Here is a 26,828-nt window from a genome sequence, read left to right as displayed (position 1 = left end):
GCCGATTTGAACAGGTAAAGGTATGAAAGTTTTTATAATGCGTCACGGAGAAGCGGTTCATTATGCCGCTTCGGATGAAGAGAGAGCCCTCACTCCACATGGCGAAGCGTGTTCTCTTGCGGTTGCACGTGCATGTAAACAGAAAGGATTTTCATCGTTTGATATGGTTTTGGTGAGCCCTTACTTAAGAGCGCAGCAGACATGGGATATCATCAGTGCTGAGTTTAACGGCAAAGACGTTGCCGTATGTGATGACATTACGCCCTATGGTCAGGCGGAAGATGTCGCGGAGTTTATCAACGCATTGACGAAAGTAGAATCGTTAGACTCCATCTTATTGGTATCACATCTGCCATTGGTCGGTTATTTGACGGCAGAATTGGTGGGCGGTATCAACGCGCCTATGTTCCCTACATCGGGTTTGGTGTGTGTGGACTACGATGTTGACAAAAGACAGGGCGAATTACTCTGGCATCTTCACCCTTAGTCTGACAATACTGACAAAACACGTTTGACCATCTGATGATTCAGATGGCCTAGCTTCAACATGTTACTTATTTGAGCGTATTACTTATTTGAATGTCATGCTATTTGGTATGAATGATTTAGATTCGGGTCGCTTTAGCGCATTATTTCTCAGGAATCGAGAGTAAAATCAACAATGCGCCGTCGCCACCAAACTCGAGAGGGGCTTGGTGAAATGCCATCACATCGGGATGTTGTGCTAGCCAAAGAGGCGCTTTCTTCTTGAGTATGTGTTTGCCGATACCGTGCATCACACAGGCACAATGAATGCTTTCTTTTACACAGTGAGCAATCATTGCCCCCAACTCACGCTTGGCTTCTTGTTGAGTCATGCCGTGCATATCTAAAAATACGTCTGGGACATACACACCACGACGCAGTCTTTTAACTTCGTAAGTGGATACATCGTCACGCGCGTAACGGGTCGGGCCGTCTTCGCTTAAGTGAGGCACAAATTCATCAGAAAAATAGAACTCGGCATCAGAGGCCTCTCGATGCGTTCTTTTTGCTTCTTTCTGTTTCTTATTTCGGTTTGGTTGCTGGACTATGGTATCCTGTCGCAACTTTTTTACGCCCTGTACTTCACCCCTAAAAAGGGCGAAATCGTCATCCGCGTCGGTGTCATTTTGGCTCATTTTTTAGAAAAACTCAGTGAACGTCGTTATTGGGTAGTATTGTAGCGCTTTTTGGAGGCAATTTTGGATAAGATTTTTGTGGAAGAGGCCGTTTCCGAGCTTCACTCACTTCAAGACTTGATACGCTGGACTGTTAGCCGCTTTAATGCCGCGGGTCTTTTCTACGGACACGGTACAGACAATGCTTGGGATGAAGCCGTTCAGCTTATCTTGCCGACATTATATCTGCCGATTGATGTACCACCGCATGTATTGAACTCTCGCCTAACGAGCAGTGAGCGCTTGCGAGTCGTTGAACGAGTCATTCGACGCATCAACGACAGAACGCCAACCGCTTACCTCACGAATAAAGCGTGGTTCTGTGGATTGGAGTTCTTTGTTGATGAGCGCGTTCTTGTGCCACGTTCACCAATTGGCGAGTTGATTGAAGCGCAGTTCCAACCTTGGCTAACAGAAGAACCGACACGTATCATGGATATGTGTACAGGAAGCGCTTGTATTGCCATTGCTTGCGCGCATGCGTTTCCGAACGCCGAAGTGGATGCTATCGATATCTCGGCAGATGCGCTGGAAGTGGCAGAGCAAAATGTTCAAGACCACGGCCTAGAGCAGCAAGTTTTCCCTATTCGTTCCGATCTATTCCGCGACCTGCCGAAAGACAAGTACAATTTCATTGTCACTAATCCGCCGTATGTGGATGAAGAAGATATGAACTCATTGCCAGAAGAGTTTACGCATGAGCCAGAACTTGGCTTGGCTGCTGGGAGTGATGGTCTTAAGTTGGTGAGACGCATTTTGTGTAATGCACCGGATTATTTGACTGATGATGGCTTCCTTATCTGTGAAGTGGGTAACTCCATGGTACACATGATGGAACAATATCCGCATATTCCATTCACTTGGATTGAGTTTGCGAATGGCGGCCACGGCGTGTTCATGCTAAGTCGTGAACAGTTGCTAGCGTGCGCGGATGATTTCGCTATTTATAAAGACTAGCATGCCTTTGTTCGTGGCATAGCGCTCACGAATTACCGTCATGATTTCAACGAAAACGCCGCAATGATTATTGCGGCGTTTTTTTGTTTGGGGCTTTACAACGTCAGGCTTTGTCGTCACTATGAAATCACGAAGAACAGACAGGCAGAAGAACAAGCTATTGTATTGAGGCGGGCTTGTTCTAGAAAACAGAGGAAGTAATGGCAGGAAATAGTATCGGACAACACTTTCGAGTGACAACATTCGGAGAGAGCCATGGTATCGCGCTAGGTTGTATCGTTGATGGATGCCCTCCAGGATTGGAAATTTCAGAGGCAGACCTCCAGGTTGACCTCGATCGCCGTCGTCCTGGCACATCACGTTATACCACTCAACGACGTGAAGCGGATGAAGTCAAGATCCTGTCTGGTGTCTTTGAAGGTCAAACAACAGGTACGTCAATCGGGTTACTGATTGAAAATACCGACCAACGCTCTAAAGATTATTCAGAAATTAAAGACAAATTCCGCCCTGGTCACGCTGATTACACATATCATCAGAAATACGGCGTGCGTGACTACCGAGGTGGTGGTCGCTCTTCAGCGCGTGAAACTGCGATGCGTGTCGCCGCGGGTGCGATTGCAAAACAGTACTTGAAAAAAGAATTTGGTGTTGAGGTTCGCGCTTATTTGTCACAAATGGGTGATATCAGCATCGATAAGGTAGATTGGAACGAGATTGAAAACAATGCGTTCTTTTGTCCTGATGCCGATAAGGTTGATGACTTTGACCAGCTGATTCGTGCGCTTCTAAAGCAGGGCGATTCGATTGGTGCCAAGTTGCAGGTCGTCGCAACGAATATCCCAGTTGGTCTTGGGGAGCCTATCTTTGACAGGCTTGATGCTGACATTGCTCACGCACTGATGAGCATTAATGCGGTGAAAGGCGTAGAGATTGGCGACGGTTTCGATGTGGTTGGGCAAAAAGGCAGTGAGCATCGCGACCCTTTAACCCCAGAAGGCTTTAGCAGCAACCATGCTGGTGGCATTCTAGGTGGTATTTCTACTGGGCAAGATATTGTTGCCAGTATTGCCTTGAAGCCAACATCGAGCATCACCGTTCCGGGTGATACGATTACCCGAAGCGGCGAAGCGACCCAGCTTATTACTAAAGGTCGTCACGATCCTTGTGTGGGTATCCGTGCGGTACCCATTGCAGAAGCAATGCTTGCGATTGTACTGATGGACCATCTATTGCGCCATCGTGGTCAAAACCACGGCGTGACAACAGAGACGCCAAAAATCTAATCGCCTAGTGTGGAAGCACAACGGATGCAACAAATATGAAAATAACGCCCTTCGGGGCGTTTTTTTGTATTGGTTCACGAAACATCGCATAAATAACGGAAATGCGTCATGGTCACTATAAAAATTACGGCGACATGAAATTAGTCACATAAATAATATGGTTATAGGGTCAGACTATCTACTCCGGTGACAAGGAGGTGCTTCTTGAGTAGAGGAATCCAAAAAATGACATGGAAGACGAGAAGGCGGGAAACCGCCGACTCGACGTGTACACGTGTTTTCTATCATTTAAGGAGCCTGTTATGTCCCATTATGAAATCAGAAATATTGCCTTTATTGGCCAAACCGGTACCGGTAAAACCAGCTTAATCGAACGCTTGCTTTTCGAATCGCACTCCAGCTCACACTTGGGGCACGTTGAAGATGGCGACACAATCACCGATTTTGATGACCAGTCTATTCATTATCAACACAGTGTTGAAGCTACCCCTATTTCTCTAACGTGGAATAAGCACCGTATCAACCTCATCGACACTCCGGGGCAAACGGAACTGATGGGCAGAACGCTCAGTATTTTCCCTGCGGTCGAAGCGACGGCACTGGTCCTTGATGCAAGCACCCCGATCAATCAAGTGTCTGAACAGCTTTTTGCTTTTGCTAACCAACAGCGTAAGTGTCAGATGATCATCATTAATAAAATTGACGCACATCCAGAGCGGTTGATGGCATACCTTGATGAAATAGAGCAACGTTTTGGTGCGCAGTGTTTACCCATCAATCTTCCATCGGATAAACCCGCAGAGGTTGTCGATTGTTATTTTGAACCCAACATTGAGCAAGCGACGCTATTTAGTAGTGTTGATGAATCGTACGAGCTGCTGGTGGACCAAGTTGTCGAGATGGATGAATCCTTAATGGAGGTCTATTTAGAGCAAGGCTCGGAGCTATCGGCAGAGCAACTTCACGATCCGTTTGAAGAAGCTTTACGGACAGGGCATGTCATACCGATCTGTTTTGTGTCTTCGGACACAGGAGCAGGCTGTGATTTATTACTGCGTACATTAGCTGAAATTATGCCAATGCCTGATGAAGGGAATCCGCCATTGTTAGAAAAACATGGCCAGTCAGTGGCGATTAATTGTGATAAGCGTGATCATACCGTCGCGCATGTCTACAAAGTCAGCGTCGACCCTTACCTTGGCAAAATTGCTTATATTCGAGTCTTCCAAGGGGAGATTACCGCCGGTAGCCAACTCTATGTGGGTGAGAATAGTAAGGCTTTTAAGGTAGGACATTTATACTCATTGCAAGGGAAAAAACGTCAAGAGATTGCGTCTTGTAAAGCTGGTGGACTATGCGTGATGGTGAAAGTGGATGAGTTGGCTTTCGATTCGTTGATTCATGACTCCCATGACGAAGACGGCGTGAAATTTCGCACCCTGTTGTTTCCTGAGTCCATGTACAGTTTAGCTCTGACGCCAACGAAGCGTGGGGATGAACAGAAACTTTCCGATGTGCTGACGAAAATTTTGGCTGAGGATCCTTCTCTTAAGTTGGAACATCGTGCCGCAACAAACGAAACTGTGTTGAGTGGCCAGGGTGAGTTTCACCTCACCATTGCACTAGAAAAAATGGAGAAGGTCTACAAGCTCAAGGTCGATACTCATCAACCCAGTGTCGAGTATTTTGAGACCATTACTCGCCCAGCAGACGCGCGATACCGGCATAAAAAGCAAAGTGGTGGCGCTGGACAGTTTGGCGAGGTGTCGTTATCGGTTACGCCTTTAGAACGTGGTAAAGGATTTTCTTTTATCAATAAGGTCGTTGGGGCTTCCATTCCAACCTCATTGATACCGGCTGTTGAAAAAGGTATTCGCCAGGCACTGGAAGAAGGGGCGATTTCGGGGAACCCTATCCGAGACATAGAAGTGACGCTTCATGAAGGTAAATATCACTCTGTTGATTCCAAAGAAATTGCGTTTGTGATTGCCGGTAAAAAAGCATTTTTAGACGCAGTAAGGTCAGCGGGTCCTATTGTATTGGAGCCGATAGTTGACCTTGCGTTGGACATTCCCATGTCTTGTGTTGGTGACGTGACCGGCGATTTGTCGGGCAATAGAGGGTTGATTGTAGGCACTGAGCAGACGGGGTACACCACCACGCGGTTGCAAGCAAAGTCGCCGGTTAATGAACTGCAAGATTATTCTCGTCGCTTGAAAGCGTTAACCGGAGGCGAGGGGCGTTTTAGTATGACGTTGAGTCACTATGAGCCTGCACCAGCCTCGGTTCAGAATCGCGTATGTGCCGAGAGTGATTAACTCAAGTAAAGGTCTCGTTACGTTTTGACGAGACCTTTATTCGTTTTAAGCCCCAGGCACCAATGAGTCACGTCTAATGGATGGCTTCTTCGGTATCTAACTTGAAATTAGGAAGTCGCCATTTAAAGCGCACGGCTGCCATGCGCAATGTATAACCTACTACAATGGTGATAATTGTTGTTGGTAGTGTATTTAAACCAAGCTCTAGTAGCCCCAAGTAGAGACATGCCGCGACAACGGAAACCAAGGCGTATAGCTCTTGATGCAGCACTAACGGGGTTTGTCGGCAGATAAGATCACGCAGTAATCCTCCAAATACGCCCGTGACTAGCCCTGAAACGATGCAAATGAAAGGGTGCAGTTCCATACTCAGACCCACGTTAGTACCGATAATCGTGAAAACAACTAATCCCAGCGCATCGAGTCGGATAAAGACACCTTTCAGCTTAATTATCCATTTGGCAAGCCCAGTGGTTAGGACCCCGGCAATACAGGTGATGACCAAGAACTCTGGGTTTTTTACCCAACCTAGTGGGTAGTGACCCAGCAGAATATCTCTTACCGTCCCCCCGCCAATAGCGGTCGCACTGGCAACAAGCATGACACCAAACCAGTCCATGTTACGTCGACCCGCAGACAGGGCCCCTGTCATCGCTTCGGCCGTAATACCAATAATGTACAAAACACTGAGTAACATGATGTGAATCTCAAAAGAAAAAGATGCGCTAGTGTAGGGGGGATAAGTGTTGTTGACGAATGAAATTAACTACAACGGAAACGTTTTACCGATAAATAAAACTAATGAATAAAAGAGAAATAAACGAGAAAGAACAAAAGACAGATAGAGACTTTACCTTGTTGCCAATTCCATAGACAATATGGCCCTAATATTTGCAGTATAAAATGACCATGCAGCACCAATATCAAGACTTAATTACGATTTTTAACCAGACATTCAGCGACTATAATACCGTTCTAGAGTTGGGTGGCGATGAGCCGATCTATCTGCCAGCTGATAACACCTACGAATACCATCGTATTATATTCGCCCGCGGTTTTTATGCTTCGGCGCTACACGAGATCGCACACTGGTGTGTGGCTGGTCCACAGAGGCGACTACTGGAAGATTTCGGTTATTGGTATGAACCCGATGGTCGTACTGAACAAGTCCAATCTGAATTTGAAAAAGTTGAGATTCGTCCACAAGCCTATGAATGGATTTTAGCAACCAGTGCTGGTTTTCCATTTTCAGTAAGCTGCGATAACTTAAATGGTGATGTCGAACCTGATCGGTTGGTGTTCATGCAAAAAGTGAAAGATGAATTAGATAAAATATTGCAAGAAGGGCTGCCAGTTCGAGTGGCACAGCTTTCGCTTGCGCTCAGGCAGCATTACGGTACCCCAGAATTAACCAGTGAACAGTTTATTGTTCGTTGAACGACACAATTAGGACAACGTTTTATATGATTATTGAATACGAAGAACAGCTTATCGAAATTATTGACGCACGAATCCAAGAAGCGTCAGACGACGAGTTGTTTGCTGGGGGCTACCTACGCGGACACATTTCGCTATCTACGGCTTCTTGTGAGGAAGAAGAGATCGACGACATTGCAATATTGAAGGCTCGTATCCAAGTAAGCTTAGATGAAGCAAAATCAGAATTAAGCCCGTCAGATCGAACCATTGTTAATGCACTCTGGGCTGAACTGCAAGCGCTGGTTTAACCTTGTTCGAAAATATTGAATGACTTAGTGAGATTTTCTAGCTTGTTGATTTTTGTTAGTGGACTAATCTATTAACAAATAGAAGCAAGCAGCAATAAGAATATAAGGAATCATCATGAAAGTTATCGCATTTGGCGCAAGCACTAGTAGTACATCTATTAACAAATCACTTGCGACGTACGCCGCAAACCAAATTGAAGGTGCTGATGTTGAAGTGCTTGATATCAATCAGTATGAAGTTCCTCTTTTTAGCGAAGACAAAGAGAAAGAGATCGGACAAGCTGATGGCGCTAAACAGTTTCTAGAAGCGATTGCTCAGGCTGACGCTCTAGTCATCTCATATGCAGAGCACAATGGTCATTTTCCAGCGGCTTATAAGAACTTGTTTGATTGGGCGACACGTATTGAACGTGAAGTCTTTGCTGGAAAACCTGCTGTGTACTTATCGACTTCACCGGGACCGGGTGGGGCTGCAAATGTGTTGGCCGCCGCTTTGAATTCAGCGCCATATTTTGGTGGTAATGTAAAAGCGAGTCTTTCTGTACCAAGTTTTTATGACAACTTTGACGTTGAGAATGGTGACGTTCTTAATGCTGAAATCAAACAACAACTGCAGCAAGCTGTTGCCACGTTAGTTGAGTAGCAACAGAACAAGAGATGTCAAACGAGTCTCTTGTTGTAGCAATTGAGTCGCGATAAACACAAAAAGCCACCTCGAGGAGAGGTGGCTTTTTGTGTTATATATTCACAGTTCTATTCTTTATTAACAACTAGCGACTGGCTCGATCCCTCTCACCTAGTCATTCGCATATTTTTAAAAGCGTACTGAAATCATCATGCTTTATGGCCAGTGATGGAGACCATGGTTTTATTGGTTCGTAATTGCTTAAGAGCACTTTTCGCTAACTTAATTGGCTCTGGCGAGATGACCGCGATGATAACAAGAAGTATCAAGTTGTCGGCCATGGCACCAATCGAGCTTTGCCCTATTGAAATACTTGAAATCGCTTGGATGTTGATGACTGCAATATAAATAAACATCACGCCAATGAGTAAGAAAGCATTCACTTTAGCGTTAAGTGTTTCTGCTGTTAAGAGAGAGCTTTGCCCGTTGACTTTACGATTAGCGCGAGCATAAAGGAACCATAAAACGCAGTAAAAAAGGCCAATACCAAGGAAGTACATAGCAAATAGGTCAGCGTTAGGAAGAGATACTGTCGCCCCACCATAGAGAAGAACAAGCGTTTCTGCAGCGCCGACTAAGGCAAGCAGCAACACAAGAACTAAAAGGCTTGCGCGAAATAATACATAGTAATTCTCAGGGTTACTTTCACCTTCGGGCACTTTTGCGTAATGCTTCGCAACCACGCGAGAGACCATAATTGCCCCAAGTGTGCAGGTAGCAGATAGCGTTGAGAATAACGCATCGACGAAGACTAAGTTTGAGTCTACGTAATTTGGACCCATCATAACGTAACCAGCAATTGCCATTATACAGAACATGACAAAGCCAGCGACCATAGCTTGATTTTCTACTTGTGTGACTTTCATAACCAATTCCTTGTCTCTAAGATATATTTTTATCAGCTATTCCATGATGTGCTGAATGGATTTTTTGCCATAGTCCCCCTTTGGGTTACGGGTTTGTTAAATTTGTTTAAATTGTGTTTGTGGTGATGGTTTTTATTGTTGCCTACATCGCGAGCTAAAGACAAAGGTAACGCTATTTGCTTGAACTCAAATGGTGCTTAAAAGCGACGGTAATGGTGCTTTGGGGTTGTTACCCTAGGGCTCGGCCTTTAAATTATTTGCATAACAAGCCTGTTAATAGATAAGCGTGATGAGGAGCGGAGCGGAATCCGATGCTGGGTCGAGTCGAGTTGGTTATCGAAGTAGACTTATTTTATAAAATTCGAATTAAAACTGTGATGGATGCTATCAAAAATCGTTATTGTCCTTTTTGATGTTAATTATATTTGCCAATATGTAAGAAATATTCACTTACATTCACTCTTGATCCGAAGAACTAATAGGTTAGCTGTCGCTCTTTGATTGAAGCGAATAGGTTGGAGGGGGAAGCGTTGAGGTACGCCACTAATCGTGGTAAATCCTTATTGATAGAATGGCAATGACAATAAGGAGTGTCTATGTCCTTACCTATAGAAGGTTGGCAAGTGTTTAGTGACAAGTACCCAAGTGTGGTAACGGCCATTGGGGAGGCTGAATTTCTGTCAGAGTTATCGAAGCTTGTGACTCAAATTATTGGTTATGAAAGCCTAGTGGTGATGGGATTTAACCAAGGCCAACCCCCTGTCATGATCTATAACGATTCAGATTACTTCTGTGACGAGGTGAAAAATAAAGAGTTGCTCAATACGTTAGTTCTTGATCCCTTTTATCAGCTGATAAGGGCGGGCATTAAAGATGGAATTTACAAGCTTGACGACATTGCGCCCGATGAATTTTATACCAGCGATTACTACCAACAGGTGTATAAGCAAACTGGGTTAAAGAAAGAGGTTGGGATGTTGATACAGTGTTCCGCAGAATTTAATGTTGTGCTATCACTCGGACTTCGTGAGCAAGAAGCGGTGTCTTGCGATGAAAAGTCTCGCCTCGATATTTATTTTGAACTCATTCAGGCTGCCGTGAGTAAGCATTTTAAAATGAGCAATAATGAAGAACGAACCATCGGCCATCAACTCAACGATATTTTTAGCAATTTCGGTAAGGACTTTTTGAGTGAGCGAGAATGTCAGGTCACGCAACTTGTGCTGCAAGGCTATTCGACAAAGGCGATCGCTCCTTTATTGGAGGTCAGTACGGAAACGGTTAAAGTGTATCGAAAGCGAATACATAATAAGTTAAAGATATCGTCACAATCCGAGCTGTTCTCCCTTTTTCTGGAGGCGGCTTCGTCAGTGCCATCTGACAGTAACATTGATCCTTTGACGGTATATTTTGGTGGGAAACATGTTCACTAACCACTCACGATGTCCCCTGAATGGGTTATGGAAGTAAATGTTAAAAATATTTAACATTTATCTGTGTTGATGATGCGCAAAGTAGCAACGCTTTCTGGTCATATAATACATCTCCTTATCTGAGATTGCGCTAGAGCCGCGCAAACCTCCAGTTACCCCAGTCTTTTTGGTAGTCAAAGGCTGGGTTTTTTTTGCTTTCTTGTTTGTTAAGTGCAAATTTTGTAAAAAATAATGCCCAAAAATGACGTGATATTGAATTCTAGAAGGTCGTTACTGATTTAGTGGCTCATTAATCTGCGTGATAATCTCTATTCTCAACGTACCAAATAAACGGTGTAGTCCGAAAAATTTGTGACCTTTATCGAGTAAAAAAAAAGACTTTCTATTTGATGTGATAAATATCACATTTAGGTTTATTTTGACACTTGAACATTCTGTACAAAGGGTAGAATGAGGGTTAATTGTTAAATAAGTGTAGATATATATGGTGTATTGTTCTAAAAAACTTGTTCTTTTAAGAGTTTTGAATAACCACCTTTGTCTATCTAGCACTTTGTAGCGATAAGTTTTAAAGGATTAGCGATATTTCAGGGTAATCTGCTGGTTATTCGAGCAAACAGGCTTGTTATGCCATTTCTGTTACAAATTAATGGCAAATTACTTTGAAGGTTGGTAATGTGAACCGCAATCTTTGTATGGATTTAGATTTTTGTGCTCATTGTTGAAGCTAAATTAATCTAAAATGCTGTCCGTTCTAGCAAATATACGAAGACGTCATGGATGCAATAAAAATTACTTGGAGTTAGATGCATGTATAAGAACAAAATCACTCAAGCCCTTCTTCTAGGCGCGAGTATGGCAGTGGCTGCCACCTCTTTTTCGTCGCTTGCCGCAGACGTTCCTGCTGGCACAAAACTAGCAGATAAACAAGAGCTTGTACGTGGTAATGGTACAGAAGTAGCAACACTTGATCCGCACAAATCTCAAGGCGTTCCAGAATCACATGTTATTCGTGATCTTCTAGAAGGCTTGGTCAACCAAGATGCAAACGGCAAAACTATCCCCGGTGTTGCTAAGTCTTGGGAAACGGAAGACAACAAAACGTTTATATTCCATCTTCGTGATGACGCGAAGTGGTCTAACGGCGACCCTGTAACCGCCAATGACTTTGTATTCAGCTTCCAACGTGCAGTTGACCCTAAAACGGCTTCTCCGTACGCTTGGTATATGGAATACACCAAGATGGCGAATGCAAAAGACATCGTTGCTGGTAAGAAAGACAAGAGTGAGCTAGGTGTTAAGGCACTGGATGACCATACATTACAAGTGTCTTTGGATACTGCGGTTCCTTATTTTGTAATGATGATGGGTCACACAACGGTTAAGCCTGTTCACCAAGCAACGGTCGAAAAATTTGGTGACCAATGGACGAAGCCAGAAAACTTCGTAGGTAACGGCGCATTTGTACCAAACAAATGGGTAGTAAACGAGCGTCTAGAGCTTGTTAAGAGCGATACATATTGGGATAAAGATAAGACAGTATTGACCAAGGTAACGTTCCTACCAATTGAAAACCAAGTAGCGGAAATGAACCGCTTCTTGTCTGGTGAATTAGATTTCACTTACGAAGTACCGAATGAGCACTTCCGTCGCCTACAAAAAGAATACCCACAAGACGTTGCTATCAAAGGTAACCTTTGTACTTATTACTACCAATTTAATGCACAAAAAGCACCGTTCGACGACGTTCGCGTTCGTAAAGCGATGTCTTATGCAATGGACCGCGATATCATCTCTAAAGCGATCCTTGGTCAAGGTCAAAAACCTGCTTATTTCTTAACGCCTGAAATCACAGCGGGATTTGATCCGGTGACTCCAGCTTACGGTCAGTTGACGCAAAAAGAGCGTGTTGCAGAAGCAAAACGTCTCCTTGAAGAAGCCGGCTACTCGAAGAGTAACCCTCTAGAATTTGATCTTTTGTACAACACGTCTGAAAACCACAAGAAGATTGCGGTAGCCATTGCTTCAATGTGGAAAAAAGAACTGGGTATCAATGCAAAACTTGAGAATCAAGAGTGGAAATCGTACCTAGACAGTAAAGATACAGGTAACTTTGACGTTGCACGTGCTGGCTGGTGTGGTGACTACAATGAAGCTTCTTCATTCTTAACTCTAATGGTGAGCGCTAACACAACAGCGGGTCAGCACTACAAGAGTGCAGAGTACGATGCGGTGATCGAAAAAGCACTGGCTTCTACTTCTGAAGAAGAGCGTACTAAGCTTTATATCGACGCTGAAAAACTACTCGCGAAAGACATGCCTATTGCACCAATTTATCAGTACGTGACGACTCGTCTCGTGTCACCTGAGCTTGGTGGTTACCCTGAAGGTAACGCTGAAGATAAGATCTATTCTAAAGATCTCTACATCAAAGCTAAATAAAACCCTATAAAAAATATAACGATATAAGACACTGTGTGTGCGAAAGCACACGCAGGGTCTCTTCTATTTTAAATTGTCACAGACTGGATGAGTGAGTTTATGCTTAAATTCATTATGAAACGGATATTCGAAGCAATCCCAACCTTGTTGGTGCTTATTACCGTATCTTTCTTCCTGATGCGTTTTGCACCAGGTAACCCTTTTTCAAGTGAGCGTCCCCTTCCTCCGGAAGTGATGGCGAACATCGAAGCAAAATATGGTCTTGATAAGCCTGTGTTTGAGCAGTACACCACGTACTTGACGAACATTCTACAAGGTGACTTTGGTCCTTCCTTCAAATATCAAGATTACACCGTAAATGAGCTGATTGCCGTGGCACTGCCTGTGTCTGCAAAAGTTGGTTTTATTGCCTTTATATTCACCGTGATCATGGGGGTAAGCGTCGGCACCATTGCCGCCTTGAAGCATAATACCTGGGTCGACTACACCATAATGTCGACCGCCATGCTCGGGGTGGTGATGCCATCCTTCGTGTTGGCACCCGCATTGATCTACCTGTTTTCACTCCATTGGAATATCTTTCCAGCAGGCGGCTGGCACGATGGCGGCATGAAGTACATCGTGTTACCTGTGATGGCAATGTCGCTGCTTTACGTGGCAACGTTTGCCCGTATCACTCGTGGCAGCATGATTGAAACACTGAACAGTAACTTTATCCGTACTGCTCGCGCGAAAGGGTTGAGCTACCGTTACATCGTTCTCAAGCATGCTTTAAAACCTGCATTGCTCCCGGTTGTTTCTTACATGGGACCTGCGTTTGTTGGCATCATCACCGGTTCAGTAGTGGTTGAAACGATCTTTGGCTTACCCGGTATCGGTAAACTGTTTGTGAACGCTGCCTTTAACCGCGACTACTCGCTAGTAATGGGAGTCACCATTTTGATTGGTTTCCTATTCATTCTTTTCAACGCTATCGTTGATATTTTACTGGCGATGATTGACCCGAAAATTCGTTACTAAGGGAGTGCGGTAATGATGTTAACGAAAAAAGAAAACTTGGAAGCGATTGAAAAATTTTCCGAGAATCTAGAAATTGAAGGCCGCAGTTTGTGGCAAGACGCTCGTATTCGTTTTATGCGCAATAAAGCGGCGATGGTCAGTCTATTTATTCTGATTTTAATGACGCTAGCGGTGATTTTCTTACCGATGTTTGCTCAGCACGCATTTGATGATACCGATTGGTATGCGATGCACGCTGCGCCGAGCGCCGATCACTGGTTTGGTACCGATAGCTTGGGTCGCGACTTGTACACACGTACGCTAATCGGTGGCCGAATCTCACTGATGGTCGGTATCTTGGGGGCGTTTGTTGCGGTATTAATTGGTACCTTGTACGGCGCAACGTCGGGATTCATCGGCGGTCGTGTCGATCGTATCATGATGCGTATCCTGGAGATCCTATACGCGGTGCCTTTTATGTTCCTTGTGATTGTACTGGTGACATTCTTTGGCCGAAATATCGTTCTAATCTTTGTGGCGATAGGGGCGATTGCGTGGCTGGATATGGCGCGTATTGTTCGTGGACAAACACTCAGTCTGCGTAATAAAGAGTTTATCGAAGCGGCGTATGTTTCTGGTGTGAGTAACTGGAAAATCATTACAAAGCACATTGTTCCAAACGTACTGGGTATCGTTGCGGTGTATTCAACGCTGCTGATTCCAAGCATGATTTTGACGGAATCTTTCCTTTCTTTCCTTGGCTTAGGTGTTCAAGAGCCCATGACAAGTTGGGGCGCGCTTCTTCAAGAAGGCTCTCAAACCATGGAAGTGGCGATTTGGCAGTTGATTTACCCTGCCATCTTTATGGTCGTGACCTTGTTCTGCTTCAACTATGTGGGCGATGGTCTTCGTGACGCGCTTGATCCAAAAGACAGATAAGAATTAGAGAAAGGAAACAATATGAGCTTATTAGATGTCAAAGATCTGCGAGTCGAATTTACCACGCAAGATGGTATTGTTACCGCAGTTAACGATTTAAATTTCTCACTAAACCAAGGTGAAACCTTAGGTATTGTGGGTGAGTCAGGGTCAGGTAAATCGCAAACGGTTTTTGCGATTATGGGCCTACTGGCCAAAAACGGTATTATTTCTGGCAGTGCAAAGTTTGAAGGCAACGAGATTCTGAATCTGCCTGAAAAGGCCTTGAACAAGGTGCGCGCTGAACAAATTGCCATGATTTTCCAAGACCCGATGACGTCGCTCAACCCTTATATGAAGGTGAGTGACCAGTTGATGGAAGTACTGATGCTTCACAAAGGCATGGGAAAATCAGAAGCATTTGAAGAATCGGTACGCATGCTTGAAGCAGTAAAAATCCCTGAGGCTCGCAAGCGTATTACCATGTACCCTCACGAGTTCTCCGGTGGTATGCGCCAACGTGTCATGATTGCTATGGCGTTGTTGTGTCGGCCTAAACTGCTTATCGCCGATGAACCAACCACCGCATTAGATGTGACCGTTCAAGCACAAATCATGGATTTGCTTAACGAGCTTAAAAGCGAATTTAATACCGCTATCATCATGATCACCCACGATCTGGGTGTTGTGGCAGGATCGTGTGACAAGGTATTGGTGATGTACGCCGGTCGTACCATGGAATATGGGACGGTTGACGAAATATTTTACCAGCCGACGCACCCGTATGCAGAAGGTCTTCTTAAAGCGATTCCACGTCTCGATAGCGTAGAAGCGGTGCTACCGACGATACCGGGCAACCCACCTAACCTGCTGCGTTTGCCAACAGGCTGTCCTTACCAAGAGCGTTGCCATCGAGTGACCGATCGTTGCCGTAAAGAAGCACCGATACTGACGAGTTTTGGGCAAGATCGCCAACGCGCGTGTTTTTCTGATTGGGAGACTTGGGTACGATGAACGCTATTTCAAATAATAAATCTCTACTGCTTGATGTTAAAAACCTCAAGGTGCATTTCAGCATTGCGTCTAAATCTTCGTGGCCATGGTCAAAACCTGCCAACCTTAAGGCGGTTGATGGTATCGACGTTCACCTTTATGAAGGTGAAACCTTAGGCGTTGTTGGTGAGTCAGGATGTGGAAAATCGACGTTTGCTCGCGCGATTATTGGCTTGGTTGAAGCAACGGAAGGCGAAGTCATGTGGTTAGGTCAAGACCTGACTAAGATGGAAGCGGTTCAGCGCCGTGAAACGCGCAAAGAGATTCAGATGATTTTCCAAGATCCGTTGGCATCATTGAATCCACGTATGAGCGTTGGTGATATCATCGCCGAGCCTCTACAAACATTTTATCCGCAACTATCTAAGCAAGAAGTGAAGGAGCAAGTGAAGGAAATGATGACGAAAGTAGGCTTGTTGCCTAACGTGATCAACCGTTATCCTCACGAATTTTCTGGCGGGCAGTGTCAACGTATCGGGATTGCTCGAGCCTTGATTCTGAAACCCAAAATGATCATCTGTGATGAGCCGGTTTCGGCGCTTGATGTGTCGATTCAGGCGCAAGTGGTTAACCTACTTAAAGAGCTACAAACGGAACTGGGCTTGAGCCTAGTGTTCATTGCGCATGACCTGTCGGTAGTAAAACATATCTCTGACCGTGTTCTAGTGATGTATTTAGGTAACGCTGTTGAACTCGGTGAAGCCGATGCTTTGTTTGCTGACCCTAAGCACCCTTATACGCGCGCGCTAATGTCAGCAGTACCGATCCCGGATCCAAGACTGGAGCGTTCTAAAACCATTCAAATGTTGGAAGGGGACTTGCCGTCGCCGATTAACCCACCGTCTGGTTGTGTATTTAGGACTCGTTGCCCTCAAGCAACGGAACAGTGTGCTCAGCAAAAGCCGACCATTCAAGGCTCAGATGTGCACGCCGTGTCTTGCCTTAACGTTTCGGTCTAGTTCGCTCTATTTTCGCAGTAGCGGCGCTATGTCGCTTAAGCGTTATGAACAGCAAAGACGATAATTTCAGCCTGTGACAGGCCTAAGCGCGACATCAATTTGAGTCGCGCTTTTTTTGTTCCTTCAGTTTATTCGAACATCTTCTTTTACCTACCCCACTGAACCTTAGCGATCTCGTTTTCTATACTGGTTTCAAAGCAGAATAAAGTGAGTGTGGGTAATGGGTAAATTAGTTGATGGCGTATGGCATGACGTTTGGTACGACACAAAAACCAGTGGCGGTAAGTTTGTCCGTGAAGATGCAGGGTTTCGCCATTGGGTGAAAAATGAGGCTGGAGCAAAGTTTCTGCCGGAATCGGGCCGTTACCATCTCTACGTTTCTCTCGCATGCCCTTGGGCGCACCGAACGTTGATCTTTCGTGCATTAAAGGGACTCGAACCTCATATTGATGTAACCGTAGTATGCCCTGACATGCTCAGCCAAGGTTGGTCTTTTGGGCTTCCTGAACCTTTATTCGGTTTCTCAAATCTTTATGAGATATATACAAAAGCAAAATCAGATTATTCAGGTCGCGTTACCGTTCCTGTGCTTTGGGATAAAAAAACGCAGACGATTGTGAGTAACGAATCGTCTGAGATTATTCGCATGTTTAATTCTGAGTTCAACGAGTTAACAGGAAATACGGACGACTATTATCCCGAGAAACTGCGCAAAAGCATTGATGATTGGAATGACTTTATCTATCCAGCGATAAATAATGGGGTATATCGCTGTGGGTTTGCCACGATGCAAGATGCCTATGAAGAGGCGTATACAGAGTTATTCAATGCCTTAGATAAAGTTGATGAGCATCTATCTCAGCACCGCTACATAGCGGGAAGTCAGATAACAGAAGCAGACTGGCGCTTGTTTACGACCTTAGTGCGGTTTGATGCGGTTTATGTTGGTCACTTTAAATGCAACAAAAAGCGCATTGCTGACTATGAGCATATTCAAGGCTATCTCAAAGAATTGTATCAGGTCGCTGGGGTGAAAGAGACAACCGATATGTATCATATCAAGCGTCACTATTACTTTAGTCATGCCGGGATTAATCCAACGCAAATTGTGCCGATGGGGCCTGATTTAGATTTAGAATCGTTGCATGGTCGAGAAGGTATCTAGTGTTGTCAAATCAAGGTGATGAGCGATTTAAAGTCGTTAAGAATTAAGAATTAAGAATTAAGAATTAAGAGTTCAAAAGCAAAAAGCGCCTTCGGTAACGAAGGCGCTTTTTCATAGGACTAATGATTTGTTGCTTGCGTGAATGTTATCTCGCTAGCGACATTAATTAGCCTTGCTCTTGGCTTGATTGAATTGCTGTTAGAGCGATAGTGTAAACAATGTCGTCTACTAGCGCGCCACGTGACAAGTCATTAACCGGTTTGCGCATGCCTTGCAGCATTGGACCGATTGATACAAGGTCAGCTGAACGTTGTACTGCTTTGTATGTCGTGTTACCTGTGTTTAGATCAGGGAATACGAATACGGTTGCTTTACCGGCAACTGGAGAGTTAGGCGCTTTAGAAGCGGCAACATTTTCCATGATAGCAGCATCGTACTGTAGCGGACCGTCAATGATAAGGTCAGGACGTTTCGCTTGAGCAAGTTTCGTTGCTTCACGTACTTTATCAACATCTGCGCCTTTACCAGACTCACCAGTAGAGTATGAGATCATTGCAACGCGAGGCTCGATACCAAATGCAGTCGCAGAATCTGCAGACTGAATAGCAATCTCAGCAAGCTGTTCAGCCGTTGGATCTGGGTTGATCGCACAGTCACCGTAAACCAATACTTGGTCAGGCAGAAGCATGAAGAAGATAGAGGATACGATAGACGCATCAGGCGCAGTCTTGATGATTTGGAACGGAGGGACGATAGTGTTTGCTGTCGTGTGTACCGCACCAGAAACTAGGCCGTCAACTTCATCGTTTTCTAGCATCATTGTGCCTAGGAAAACAGAGTCTTGAAGTTTTTCACGAGCCACAACTTCGGTCATGCCTTTCGCGCCGCGAAGCTCAACAAGACGAGCAACATAGTTATCGCGTACTGCATCGGCGTCGATGATTTGTACGCCAGCACCCAATTCAACACCTTGTTGCGCAGCAACGCGGCGAATCTCTTCAGGGTTACCAAGAAGCACACATTCAGCAATACCGCGCTCTGCACAGATAGCCGCCGCTTTAACGGTACGTGGCTCATCGCCTTCAGGAAGGACGATACGCTTGCCAGCTTTACGAGCGAACTCAGTTAGCTGGTAACGGAATGCTGGTGGGCTCAAACGACGAGACTTTTCAGTCCCTTCCGTCATTGATTCAATCCAGTTGCCATCAACATGGCCAGCAACGTGGTCATTGATGAACTCAATACGCTCTTTATCATCTGCAGGGACTTCAATGCTAAAGCTTTGCAGGTTCAGAGACGTTTGCCATGTGTTACCTTGCGCCTTGAAGATTGGCAGGCCAGTATCAAGTGCAGGCTTAATTAGGTCACGGATTTCAGTTGGAATGTCGTATCCGCCAGTTAGCAAGATAGCACCAATGTCAACGCCGTTCATTGAAGCAAGTGCAGCAGCAACGATAACGTCTGGACGATCCGCTGAAGTGACAAGCAATGAACCTGGTTTGAAGTGCTCAATCATGTTTGGCAGTGAACGTGCACAGAAGGTAATGCTTTTCACACGACGAGTGGCGATGTCGCCTTCGTTGATGATTTCAGCATTAAGGTGCTGCGCCATATCGATAGCACGCGTTGCAATAAGGTCGATGCTCCACGGCACGCAACCTAGTACACGAATTGGGCTAGTGTTGAAGATTTCCATCACTTTCAATTCGTTTTGTTTTGCAGTGTCTGCATCATCAAAGATTTCAGAAAGGTCAGGGCGAGTACGGCCTGCTTCATCGACTGGTGCGTTCAATTTGTTGATGATAACGCCAGAGATGTTCTTATTCTTTGTACCACCAAAGTTTGAACACGCTACTTCAATACGCTCTTTAAGCTGTACTGGGTTGTCTGTACTTGGTGTTGCAACCATGACGATTTCTGCACCAAGTGTCGCTGCAATTTCCGCGTTCACTTGGTTAGCGAATGGGTGCTTACGAGTTGGAACCAAACCTTCGATTAGGGTCACATCTGCATCTTTATTGATTTGGTTGTAACGCTCTACAATCGTCTCTAACAGCTCATCCATGTTGTCGTTGCCGATTAGACTTTCTGCGACAGACATTTGAAGAGGAGAGCCAATTTGCATATCGCTATTCGCGGCAACGATAGTTGTGGTTAGATCAGGCTGATCACCACCACTACGAGGTTGAGCAATTGGTTTGTAGAAAGAAACTTTAACACCTTTACGCTCCATTGCGCGAAGGAGACCCATGCTAACGCTAGTTAGGCCGACGCCTGCGCTAGTAGGGATAAGCATAATAGTACGGGACATTCTTTGAGCACCTCTAACTATAATAAGGGGGGAAGAAGCTCAGTGCATTTGTGCACTTCGATTGGGGGCAAGCGAGAAAAACTGAGCTTAATAAAAAACTGGCCGACCATTAGGTCAGCCAGTTTGAATCTTAAAGACCTGCTAGACGCGCAGTGTCTTCGGCAATCACTAGCTCTTCGTTAGTCGAGATAACCATTGCTGGGATACGGCTGTCAGCTGAAGTGATAGTACCTTCACCACCGAAGCGTGCTTTAAGGTTCGCATCGTTATCTACTTCGATACCGAATACGCCTAGACGGTTAAGAACCATTTCACGGATTGGTGCAGAGTTCTCACCGATACCACCAGTAAAGATGATAGCGTCTAGACGGCCGTCTAGAGTTGCCGTGTAGCCAGCAACGTATTTTGCAAGGCGGTGACAGAACACGTCCATCGCACGAGTTGCTTCTTCTTTCTCGCCGTAGTTGTCTTCAACAAAACGACAGTCAGAAGTCACTTCCGTTAGACCTTGTAGGCCAGACTCTTTCGTTAGCATGTTGTTGATTTGCTCAACAGAGTAGCCTAGTGCGTCGTGTAGGTGGAAGATGATCGCAGGATCGATGTCACCACAACGCGTACCCATCACAAGACCTTCAAGTGGAGTAAGACCCATTGAAGTATCTACAGACTCACCATTTTTAATAGCACATACAGATGCGCCGTTACCAAGGTGGCAGTTGATGATGTTTAGTTCGCTTGTTGGCTTGCCTAGTAGCTCAGCAGCTTCACGAGCGATAAATAGGTGAGAAGTACCGTGCATGCCGTAGCGACGGATGCCGTGCTCTTTGTACAAGTTGTACGGAAGGGCATATAGGTAAGACTCTTGAGGCATTGTTTGGTGGAATGCTGTGTCAAATACCGCTACGTTTTTAAGCTCAGGGAAGCTGTGCTTAGCCGCTTCGATGCCAATGATGTGCGCAGGGTTGTGAAGAGGAGCAAACGTTGAAGCGCCTTCAATTCCTTTAAGAACATCATCAGTGATAAGTGCAGACGAAGTGAATTGCTCGCCACCGTGTACGATACGGTGACCGATAGCGCCTAGGTTAGCTTTAAGCTCAGGCTTAGAACCAAGAATAGTTTCTACCATGAACGCTAATGCTTCTTCGTGAGCAGCACCGTTACCAAGTTGTGCTTCGTGTTTGCCATCAAGTTTCCACTTGATACGTGCTTCAGGAAGGTGAAGACACTCAGCAAGGCCTGTTAGGTGTTCTTCACCATTGGTTGCGTCAACGATAGCGAACTTAAGAGAAGAACTGCCGCAGTTTAAAACTAAAACTAGCTTAGACATTAAAGGTTACCTGTAATTTGTCTGATCGAAGATCAAGGGTATAAATATCTCAAGGCTGAGATCGCACAAATTGTTACGATTCAGCCTTGATCAAAAATTCAACAATTGCCGTATAATCATAAGCGATTTTCTCAGAAAATCACCTTTGCGTCCTTGCGACGTTCATCTCTGGGTTGCCTTATCCGAAAATAAAGTCAACAATGAGATTGAGGTTACGCAGAGAATAACGATATTGCGTAATGATAACAAAATAAATTTGAAAGAATATTAACTTTCGTCAATATTTTGCGTTTTTATTTGAATGGTTAAACTTTTTTTTAGTGAGGTTGCCGATGAGTGAAAGACTAAGCTTAACTCAGAGTTTGAAAAATGGTCAGAAGTACATGGATACTTGGCCGATGAGAAAAGAGTTAACGCCTCTGTTTCCAGAACAGCGCATTATTAAGGCGACAAAGTTTGCTGTGAAAGTGATGCCTGCAGTGGCGGCTATTAGTGTGCTTACTCAGATGGTCTTCAACAACGCACAAGCGCTACCTCAAACAATTGTTATTGCATTGTTTGCGATCAGTCTACCGCTACAAGGCATGTGGTGGTTGGGAAACCGGTCAAACACCACATTACCTCCTGCACTGGCATCTTGGTACCGCGAGCTTCATCAAAAGGTGACGGAAACGGGTTATGCCTTAGAGCCACCGAAAGCAAAACCTCGCTACAAAGAATTGGCGGTTATGCTGAATAATGCTTTTCGACAGCTCGACCGCAGCTCGTTTGAGCGTTGGTTCTAATAATGGCATTGAATTTTTAAAACAGCCTGCTGAGTAGCAGGCTGTTTTTTTATGATAAGAGTTATAGAGTTATATCAGAGTGTCTTCATACATAAGTAAGATCTTCGCTTTTTGGTGACTACTGTGGTTCGTATGCGCGGGAGACCTGGTAGATGTAACCGCTGTCGGTCGTAAACCAGACGACGCCTTTCGTATCAGAGGTAATGTCTCTTATCCTCTCATTGAACTCCTCGTAGTAACGCCTTTCTTCCAACACTTGTCCCGCTTGATTGATTTCGAGTAGGTTGATGTGAGTCAACTTCAAAGCACCAATTAATAGCTTACCTTCTAGGCGAGGAAAGTACTGATGTGGGTAAATATAAAGCGAACCTGGTGCGATTGATGGGATATAGACTTTTTTCGGTGCGGCGATCCCTTCTTTTTCTTGCGCTTCGCCAACATTTAACGGCCCCCAATACTCTTTTCCGTGTGAAGTGACCGGCCAGCCGTAGTTTTGACCTTTTATAATCAAATTGAGTTCGTCACCGCCTCTAGGGCCATGTTCGATTGCCCACAATTGTTGGGTCCTAGGGTGATAAGCAATACCTTGGGGGTTGCGGTGCCCATAGCTGTAAATTTCTGGTAGGTAATTCCCATCCTCAATGAATGGATTATCGCTAGGGATTGTACCGTCAAGGTTTAGCCTTACGATGGTTCCTGCGTGGGTCTTGGTGTTTTGGCCGTTGTCCCTATCTCCCGCATCACCAATGGTCATAAACACTTTATTATCTTGAATAACGAGCCGACTACCAAAATGACGACCTGTCGTTACTGCCGTGTTGCTGGTAAATAGGTCTTGCCAGTTGACCAGGGTTTTATTTTCAAGCGTGGCTTTTGCAAGCGTCGGTGCACCCCCATCATCGACGGGCTTCGCGTAAGTAAAAAAGAACTCATTATCATTTTTGGGGCTTTGCACTATGTCCATCAGCCCGCCCTGTCCTTTGCTATAAATCTCAGGTAGCCCAGCAATGGTTTCGGAATGGCCAGTTTTGCTATTGAGTAGTAGCAATTTACCAGAACGAATCGAGACGAGAAAATGCGTATCAGAAAAGGTTTCGATTGCCCATGGTACGCCAGAAACTTGCGTGAGCTTTTTATGCTCACTGCTTTCAAATTCTTGAGCGTTAGCTGTTGAAGCTATACATCCTATAAGACCTATACGGATGAGAGATTTTATGTCCATTTTTATCCCTTTAAGACGACGTTATTTCAAATATAGTCGGGAATGCTGATTAGTAATAGATCGGGAAGTTGTCATCGTGGTTCATGTTGGCCATTGCTATTTGTCGTGCGCTCACTGCTATGGTTTCGTCATTGAAAAATAGACAGCGCATCCTGTATTGTATTATGTACGGAGCGGAGGGAATGTTTTTTGTGAAACTGTCCTGTCCGCACGTTTGCAGCGCCAGATGTTAATAACTTCTTTCAATTTGGTGTGCTTACTGGTAGTAATATTGGTTAAGTGTGATTAATAAATCACATCGATAATAGATCGTAAAATAATAATTACACCTCAAATTCAATAATGGGGTGTCGTCACAGCAAACACAAAAACGAGTTGCTGAATCAAGGAGTCAAGATGAAAGCAAGCAAGCTAATTACCACCGCGATTTTAACGGGGGCAGCATTGTTGTCTTCAGCCAGCATTATGGCAAAAACGGCAAAAGTTGCCGTTTCACAAATCGTTGAACACCCAGCGTTGGATGCGACAAGACAAGGATTGGTTGATGGCCTTAAAGCCAACGGTTATGAAGAGGGTAAGAATTTAGAATTTGAGTATAAGACAGCGCAAGGTAATCCTGCGATTGCGGTTCAGATTGCTCGCCAATTTGTTGGTGAACGCCCAGATGTGCTCGTCGGAATTGCTACGCCGACCGCACAAGCGCTTGTTTCTGCCACGCGTGATATCCCAGTTGTTTTTACTGCCGTGACCGATCCGGTAGGCGCAAAGTTAGTTAAGCAACTAGAGCAGCCAGGACAAAATGTAACGGGCTTGTCAGATTTGTCTCCAGTTGACCAGCACGTTGCGCTTATTAAAGAAATTATGCCAAGCGTGAAAACGATCGGTGTGGTTTATAATCCTGGCGAAGCTAATGCCGTGAGTTTGATGGAGCTGTTGAAAGAAAGCACCAAGAAACATGGTATCGAATTGGTTGAAGCAACAGCGCTTAGAACGGCGGATGTTCAAACTGCGACTCAGGCAATTGTTGGTAAGTCAGACATTATCTACGCGTTGATCGATAACACTGTTGCCAGTGCAATTGAAGGTATGATTGTTTCAGCAAACCAAGCGAATACACCAGTGTTTGGTGCAGCAACGTCTTATGTTGAGCGTGGTGCAGTAGCAAGCCTTGGCTTTGATTACTACCAGATAGGCGTGCAAACGGCGGACTACGTTGCACAAATTTTAGATGGTAAAGATCCCGGTGAACTGGATGTTAAAGTCGCTAAAGGGTCGGATCTCGTTATTAATGCGACGGCCGCTAAAAAATTGGGTCTAACGATTCCTAAAACCGTCATGGATCGCGCGACCAGCGTTAAATAGGTTTTGTTCCTATTCCGGACCGAGTGCTCTACTCGGTCCTTATAAATAAGCAGAAAAGGAGTTGTTATGTCTGCTTTTGCATTTTTCGGTGCCATTGAAATAGGCCTTATTTATGGCTTAGTGGCACTGGGTGTTTATCTTACTTTCAGAGTGCTCGATTTCCCTGACCTGAGTGTTGATGGTAGTTTTCCTATGGGCGCTGCAGTGGCAGCAACGGCCATCGTTTCTGGAATTAACCCTTGGCTCGCAACGGGAATGGCTATTGTTGCTGGCGCAGCGACAGGTTGGGTCACGGCTTTTTTAGCGGTTCGTTGCGGTATTTTGCATCTTCTGGCCTCTATCTTGACGATGATCGCTGCATTTTCTATCAATATCCGAATCATGGGTCGACCTAATATCGCGCTGTTAGGTGAGGAGACGATTTTAACGCCATTCGAAATGATGGGGGATTCAATGTACATTCGTCCTATCGTTGTTGGTGTATTAGTCCTTATTTCCGCTTGGTTTGTTGTCCGCTTATTGAATAGTGACTTTGGTTTAGGGCTTCGCGCGACGGGTGTCAATGCACGTATGGTGAAAGCTCAAGGCGCAAGCACCGCGTTATACACGTATTTTTGCTTGGCGTTATCAAATGGGTTCGTTGGTTTTGCAGGCGCGCTGTTTGCTCAAACGAACAGCTTTGCTGATGTGACTTCAGGGGTGGGGACGATTGTTGTCGGCCTAGCGGCTGTTATTCTCGGTCAAACGCTTATTCCTGGTCGACGAATTTGGATCGCTGTTGTGGCGGTTATCGTTGGGTCCGTTTTGTATCGCCTTGCGGTCGCGTTTGCCTTAAGTAGTGGTATGTTCGGATTACAGGCATCAGATCTTAACTTGGTTACGGCCATCCTTGTTGCCGCAGCGTTGATTGCGCCGAAGATTAAGGGGAACCTTAAAGCAAAAAAGGTCGGTAAGCCTGTTGAGAATAAGGCAAATTCAAATTCAGGCAAAACGGGGAAAGTAACATGATTCGATTAGAAGATATTCAGGTCACTTTTAACCCAGGAACGATCCTGGAAAACCGCGCGTTACGAAGTGTGAATTTAGAGGTTCCAGAGCATCAGTTTTTGACGGTTATTGGTTCTAATGGCGCTGGGAAATCAACCTTACTAGGCGCCGTGACAGGTGAAACACCAATGATTGGTGGTCGGGTTTTGATTGATGAGATGGATGTCACTAGGCAAACTGTCGATCAGCGCGCCAATCAATGCGCACGTGTTTTTCAGGACCCACTAGCGGGGACCTGTGCAGATTTAACAATCGAAGAGAACATGGCATTGGCTTACATGCGCGGGAAAAAACGAGGCTGGAGTATGTCACTTTCCTCGAAACGTCGTCAGCTATTTCAAGAGCGTATTAGTATTCTTGGCTTGGGATTAGAAGATCGCCTAGGTGACAACATTGGGCTATTGTCAGGTGGTCAACGCCAAGCCGTGAGCTTAGTGATGGCGACGCTCTCTGACAGTAAATTACTATTACTCGATGAGCATACTGCGGCATTAGATCCTCGTATGGCGGCTTTCATTATCGACCTGACAAAAAAGGTCATCAATGAGTTTAACCTGACCGTTATGATGGTGACTCACTCGATGAAAGATGCGCTTGCGTGTGGTGATAGAACAGTAATGTTGCACCAAGGTGAGATCGTGTTGGATGTTGCCGGTGACCAGCGCGCCAATATGTCGGTACCGGACCTACTTGAGATGTTCTCTAAGGTAAGAGGCGAAGAATTAGCGGATGATAGCTTGCTGCTTAGCTAGTTATTTAAGGTGTAT

At 45.1% G+C, this 26,828-nt stretch carries 24 protein-coding genes; 18 read left to right on the top strand and 6 right to left on the bottom strand.

The features are described from left to right. Positions 1-22: 22 nt before the first annotated feature. A complete protein-coding gene (sixA, locus tag ACE1OE_RS17760) occupies positions 23-487 on the top strand; it encodes a phosphohistidine phosphatase SixA (protein ID WP_449211840.1) in 465 nt (154 codons plus the stop codon). A gap of 142 nt (positions 488-629) precedes the next feature. Here the strand turns inward: sixA and smrB are convergent, their stop codons facing one another. Beyond that, positions 630-1,160, bottom strand: a complete 531-nt coding sequence (smrB, locus tag ACE1OE_RS17755) for an endonuclease SmrB (RefSeq protein WP_102467673.1) — start codon at positions 1,158-1,160, stop codon at positions 630-632. A gap of 63 nt (positions 1,161-1,223) precedes the next feature. Here smrB and prmB point away from each other — a divergent pair, with 63 nt between their 5' ends. The 3 genes from prmB (at position 1,224) to fusA (ending at position 5,760) form a co-directional block, all read left to right on the top strand. Then, on the top strand, positions 1,224-2,156 hold the full coding sequence (prmB, locus tag ACE1OE_RS17750; protein ID WP_102467674.1) for a 50S ribosomal protein L3 N(5)-glutamine methyltransferase: 933 nt from the start codon (positions 1,224-1,226) through the stop codon (positions 2,154-2,156). 200 nt (positions 2,157-2,356) lie between these two features. Further along, positions 2,357-3,442 carry a chorismate synthase gene (gene aroC, locus ACE1OE_RS17745; RefSeq protein ID WP_372060758.1) on the top strand — a complete coding sequence of 362 codons (1,086 nt, stop codon included), beginning with the start codon at positions 2,357-2,359 and terminating at the stop codon, positions 3,440-3,442. Positions 3,443-3,744: 302 nt separating this feature from the next. Further along, a complete protein-coding gene (fusA, locus tag ACE1OE_RS17740) occupies positions 3,745-5,760 on the top strand; it encodes an elongation factor G (RefSeq protein WP_449211839.1) in 2,016 nt (671 codons plus the stop codon). A gap of 73 nt (positions 5,761-5,833) precedes the next feature. Here the strand turns inward: fusA and ACE1OE_RS17735 are convergent, their stop codons facing one another. Next, on the bottom strand, positions 5,834-6,457 hold the full coding sequence (locus ACE1OE_RS17735) for a trimeric intracellular cation channel family protein (protein WP_449211838.1): 624 nt from the start codon (positions 6,455-6,457) through the stop codon (positions 5,834-5,836). Positions 6,458-6,669: 212 nt separating this feature from the next. Here ACE1OE_RS17735 and ACE1OE_RS17730 point away from each other — a divergent pair, with 212 nt between their 5' ends. The 3 genes from ACE1OE_RS17730 (at position 6,670) to ACE1OE_RS17720 (ending at position 8,130) form a co-directional block, all read left to right on the top strand. Beyond that, positions 6,670-7,197, top strand: coding sequence for an elongation factor P hydroxylase (locus ACE1OE_RS17730; RefSeq protein WP_372060971.1), 528 nt, complete (start codon positions 6,670-6,672; stop codon positions 7,195-7,197). Between the two features lie 26 nt (positions 7,198-7,223). Next, positions 7,224-7,487 (top strand): YfcL family protein, encoded by a 264-nt coding sequence (locus ACE1OE_RS17725; protein ID WP_372060761.1) that lies wholly within the window; start codon positions 7,224-7,226, stop codon positions 7,485-7,487. A gap of 115 nt (positions 7,488-7,602) precedes the next feature. Further along, the gene (locus ACE1OE_RS17720) at positions 7,603-8,130 is read left to right on the top strand and encodes an NADPH-dependent FMN reductase (RefSeq protein WP_372060762.1); all 528 of its coding nucleotides are present in this window, start codon (positions 7,603-7,605) and stop codon (positions 8,128-8,130) included. Between the two features lie 191 nt (positions 8,131-8,321). Here ACE1OE_RS17720 and ACE1OE_RS17715 read toward each other — a convergent pair whose 3' ends face one another. Then, the gene (locus tag ACE1OE_RS17715; RefSeq protein WP_102467680.1) at positions 8,322-9,038 is read right to left on the bottom strand and encodes a cation transporter; all 717 of its coding nucleotides are present in this window, start codon (positions 9,036-9,038) and stop codon (positions 8,322-8,324) included. Positions 9,039-9,634: 596 nt separating this feature from the next. On the opposite strand from ACE1OE_RS17715, the gene ACE1OE_RS17710 reads away from it, so the two are divergent. From ACE1OE_RS17710 to ACE1OE_RS17680, 7 genes are all read left to right on the top strand, one after another. Next, positions 9,635-10,471: a helix-turn-helix transcriptional regulator gene (locus ACE1OE_RS17710; RefSeq protein WP_372060763.1), complete on the top strand. Its 837-nt coding sequence runs from the start codon at positions 9,635-9,637 to the stop codon at positions 10,469-10,471. Between the two features lie 810 nt (positions 10,472-11,281). Then, entirely contained in the window at positions 11,282-12,913 is a 1,632-nt protein-coding gene (locus tag ACE1OE_RS17705) for an ABC transporter substrate-binding protein (protein WP_102467682.1), read from the top strand. Positions 12,914-13,012: 99 nt separating this feature from the next. Next, positions 13,013-13,933 (top strand): oligopeptide ABC transporter permease OppB, encoded by a 921-nt coding sequence (gene oppB / locus ACE1OE_RS17700; protein WP_372060764.1) that lies wholly within the window; start codon positions 13,013-13,015, stop codon positions 13,931-13,933. A gap of 15 nt (positions 13,934-13,948) precedes the next feature. Then, a complete protein-coding gene (gene oppC / locus ACE1OE_RS17695; protein WP_449211870.1) occupies positions 13,949-14,851 on the top strand; it encodes an oligopeptide ABC transporter permease OppC in 903 nt (300 codons plus the stop codon). A 21-nt stretch (positions 14,852-14,872) separates the two neighbouring features. Beyond that, positions 14,873-15,844, top strand: a complete 972-nt coding sequence (gene oppD, locus ACE1OE_RS17690) for an ABC transporter ATP-binding protein (protein WP_102467684.1) — start codon at positions 14,873-14,875, stop codon at positions 15,842-15,844. Beyond that, positions 15,841-16,842, top strand: a complete 1,002-nt coding sequence (gene oppF / locus ACE1OE_RS17685; protein ID WP_449211837.1) for a murein tripeptide/oligopeptide ABC transporter ATP binding protein OppF — start codon at positions 15,841-15,843, stop codon at positions 16,840-16,842. The genes oppD and oppF overlap by 4 nt, the downstream gene beginning before the upstream one ends. Before the next feature lie 220 nt (positions 16,843-17,062). Continuing rightward, positions 17,063-18,007, top strand: coding sequence for a glutathione S-transferase family protein (locus ACE1OE_RS17680; protein ID WP_449211836.1), 945 nt, complete (start codon positions 17,063-17,065; stop codon positions 18,005-18,007). Positions 18,008-18,173: 166 nt separating this feature from the next. On the opposite strand, the gene pta is transcribed toward ACE1OE_RS17680, so the two are convergent. Both pta and ACE1OE_RS17670 read right to left on the bottom strand, forming a co-directional pair. Beyond that, complete coding sequence (gene pta, locus ACE1OE_RS17675; RefSeq protein WP_102467687.1) at positions 18,174-20,318, bottom strand: phosphate acetyltransferase; 2,145 nt, start codon at positions 20,316-20,318, stop codon at positions 18,174-18,176. A 130-nt stretch (positions 20,319-20,448) separates the two neighbouring features. Continuing rightward, positions 20,449-21,645, bottom strand: a complete 1,197-nt coding sequence (locus ACE1OE_RS17670; protein ID WP_102467688.1) for an acetate kinase — start codon at positions 21,643-21,645, stop codon at positions 20,449-20,451. A gap of 332 nt (positions 21,646-21,977) precedes the next feature. Between ACE1OE_RS17670 and yfbV the strand changes: the two genes are divergently transcribed. Next, the gene (yfbV, locus tag ACE1OE_RS17665) at positions 21,978-22,430 is read left to right on the top strand and encodes a terminus macrodomain insulation protein YfbV (RefSeq protein ID WP_102467689.1); all 453 of its coding nucleotides are present in this window, start codon (positions 21,978-21,980) and stop codon (positions 22,428-22,430) included. A gap of 118 nt (positions 22,431-22,548) precedes the next feature. Here the strand turns inward: yfbV and ACE1OE_RS17660 are convergent, their stop codons facing one another. Beyond that, complete coding sequence (locus ACE1OE_RS17660; protein ID WP_449211835.1) at positions 22,549-23,652, bottom strand: PQQ-dependent sugar dehydrogenase; 1,104 nt, start codon at positions 23,650-23,652, stop codon at positions 22,549-22,551. Between the two features lie 396 nt (positions 23,653-24,048). Here ACE1OE_RS17660 and ACE1OE_RS17655 point away from each other — a divergent pair, with 396 nt between their 5' ends. The 3 genes from ACE1OE_RS17655 to ACE1OE_RS17645 all read left to right on the top strand — a co-directional run bounded on the left by ACE1OE_RS17655 (position 24,049) and on the right by ACE1OE_RS17645 (position 26,813). After that, complete coding sequence (locus tag ACE1OE_RS17655; protein WP_102467690.1) at positions 24,049-25,014, top strand: ABC transporter substrate-binding protein; 966 nt, start codon at positions 24,049-24,051, stop codon at positions 25,012-25,014. A 66-nt stretch (positions 25,015-25,080) separates the two neighbouring features. Next, positions 25,081-26,022, top strand: coding sequence for an ABC transporter permease (locus ACE1OE_RS17650; protein WP_102467691.1), 942 nt, complete (start codon positions 25,081-25,083; stop codon positions 26,020-26,022). After that, on the top strand, positions 26,019-26,813 hold the full coding sequence (locus tag ACE1OE_RS17645; protein ID WP_102467692.1) for an ABC transporter ATP-binding protein: 795 nt from the start codon (positions 26,019-26,021) through the stop codon (positions 26,811-26,813). The genes ACE1OE_RS17650 and ACE1OE_RS17645 overlap by 4 nt, the downstream gene beginning before the upstream one ends. Positions 26,814-26,828: the final 15 nt, after the last annotated feature.

This window comes from Vibrio sp. E150_011 (assembly GCF_053544015.1).
Note: the sequence above shows the minus strand (reverse complement) of the source record. Positions and strands in the feature narration are given on the sequence as shown.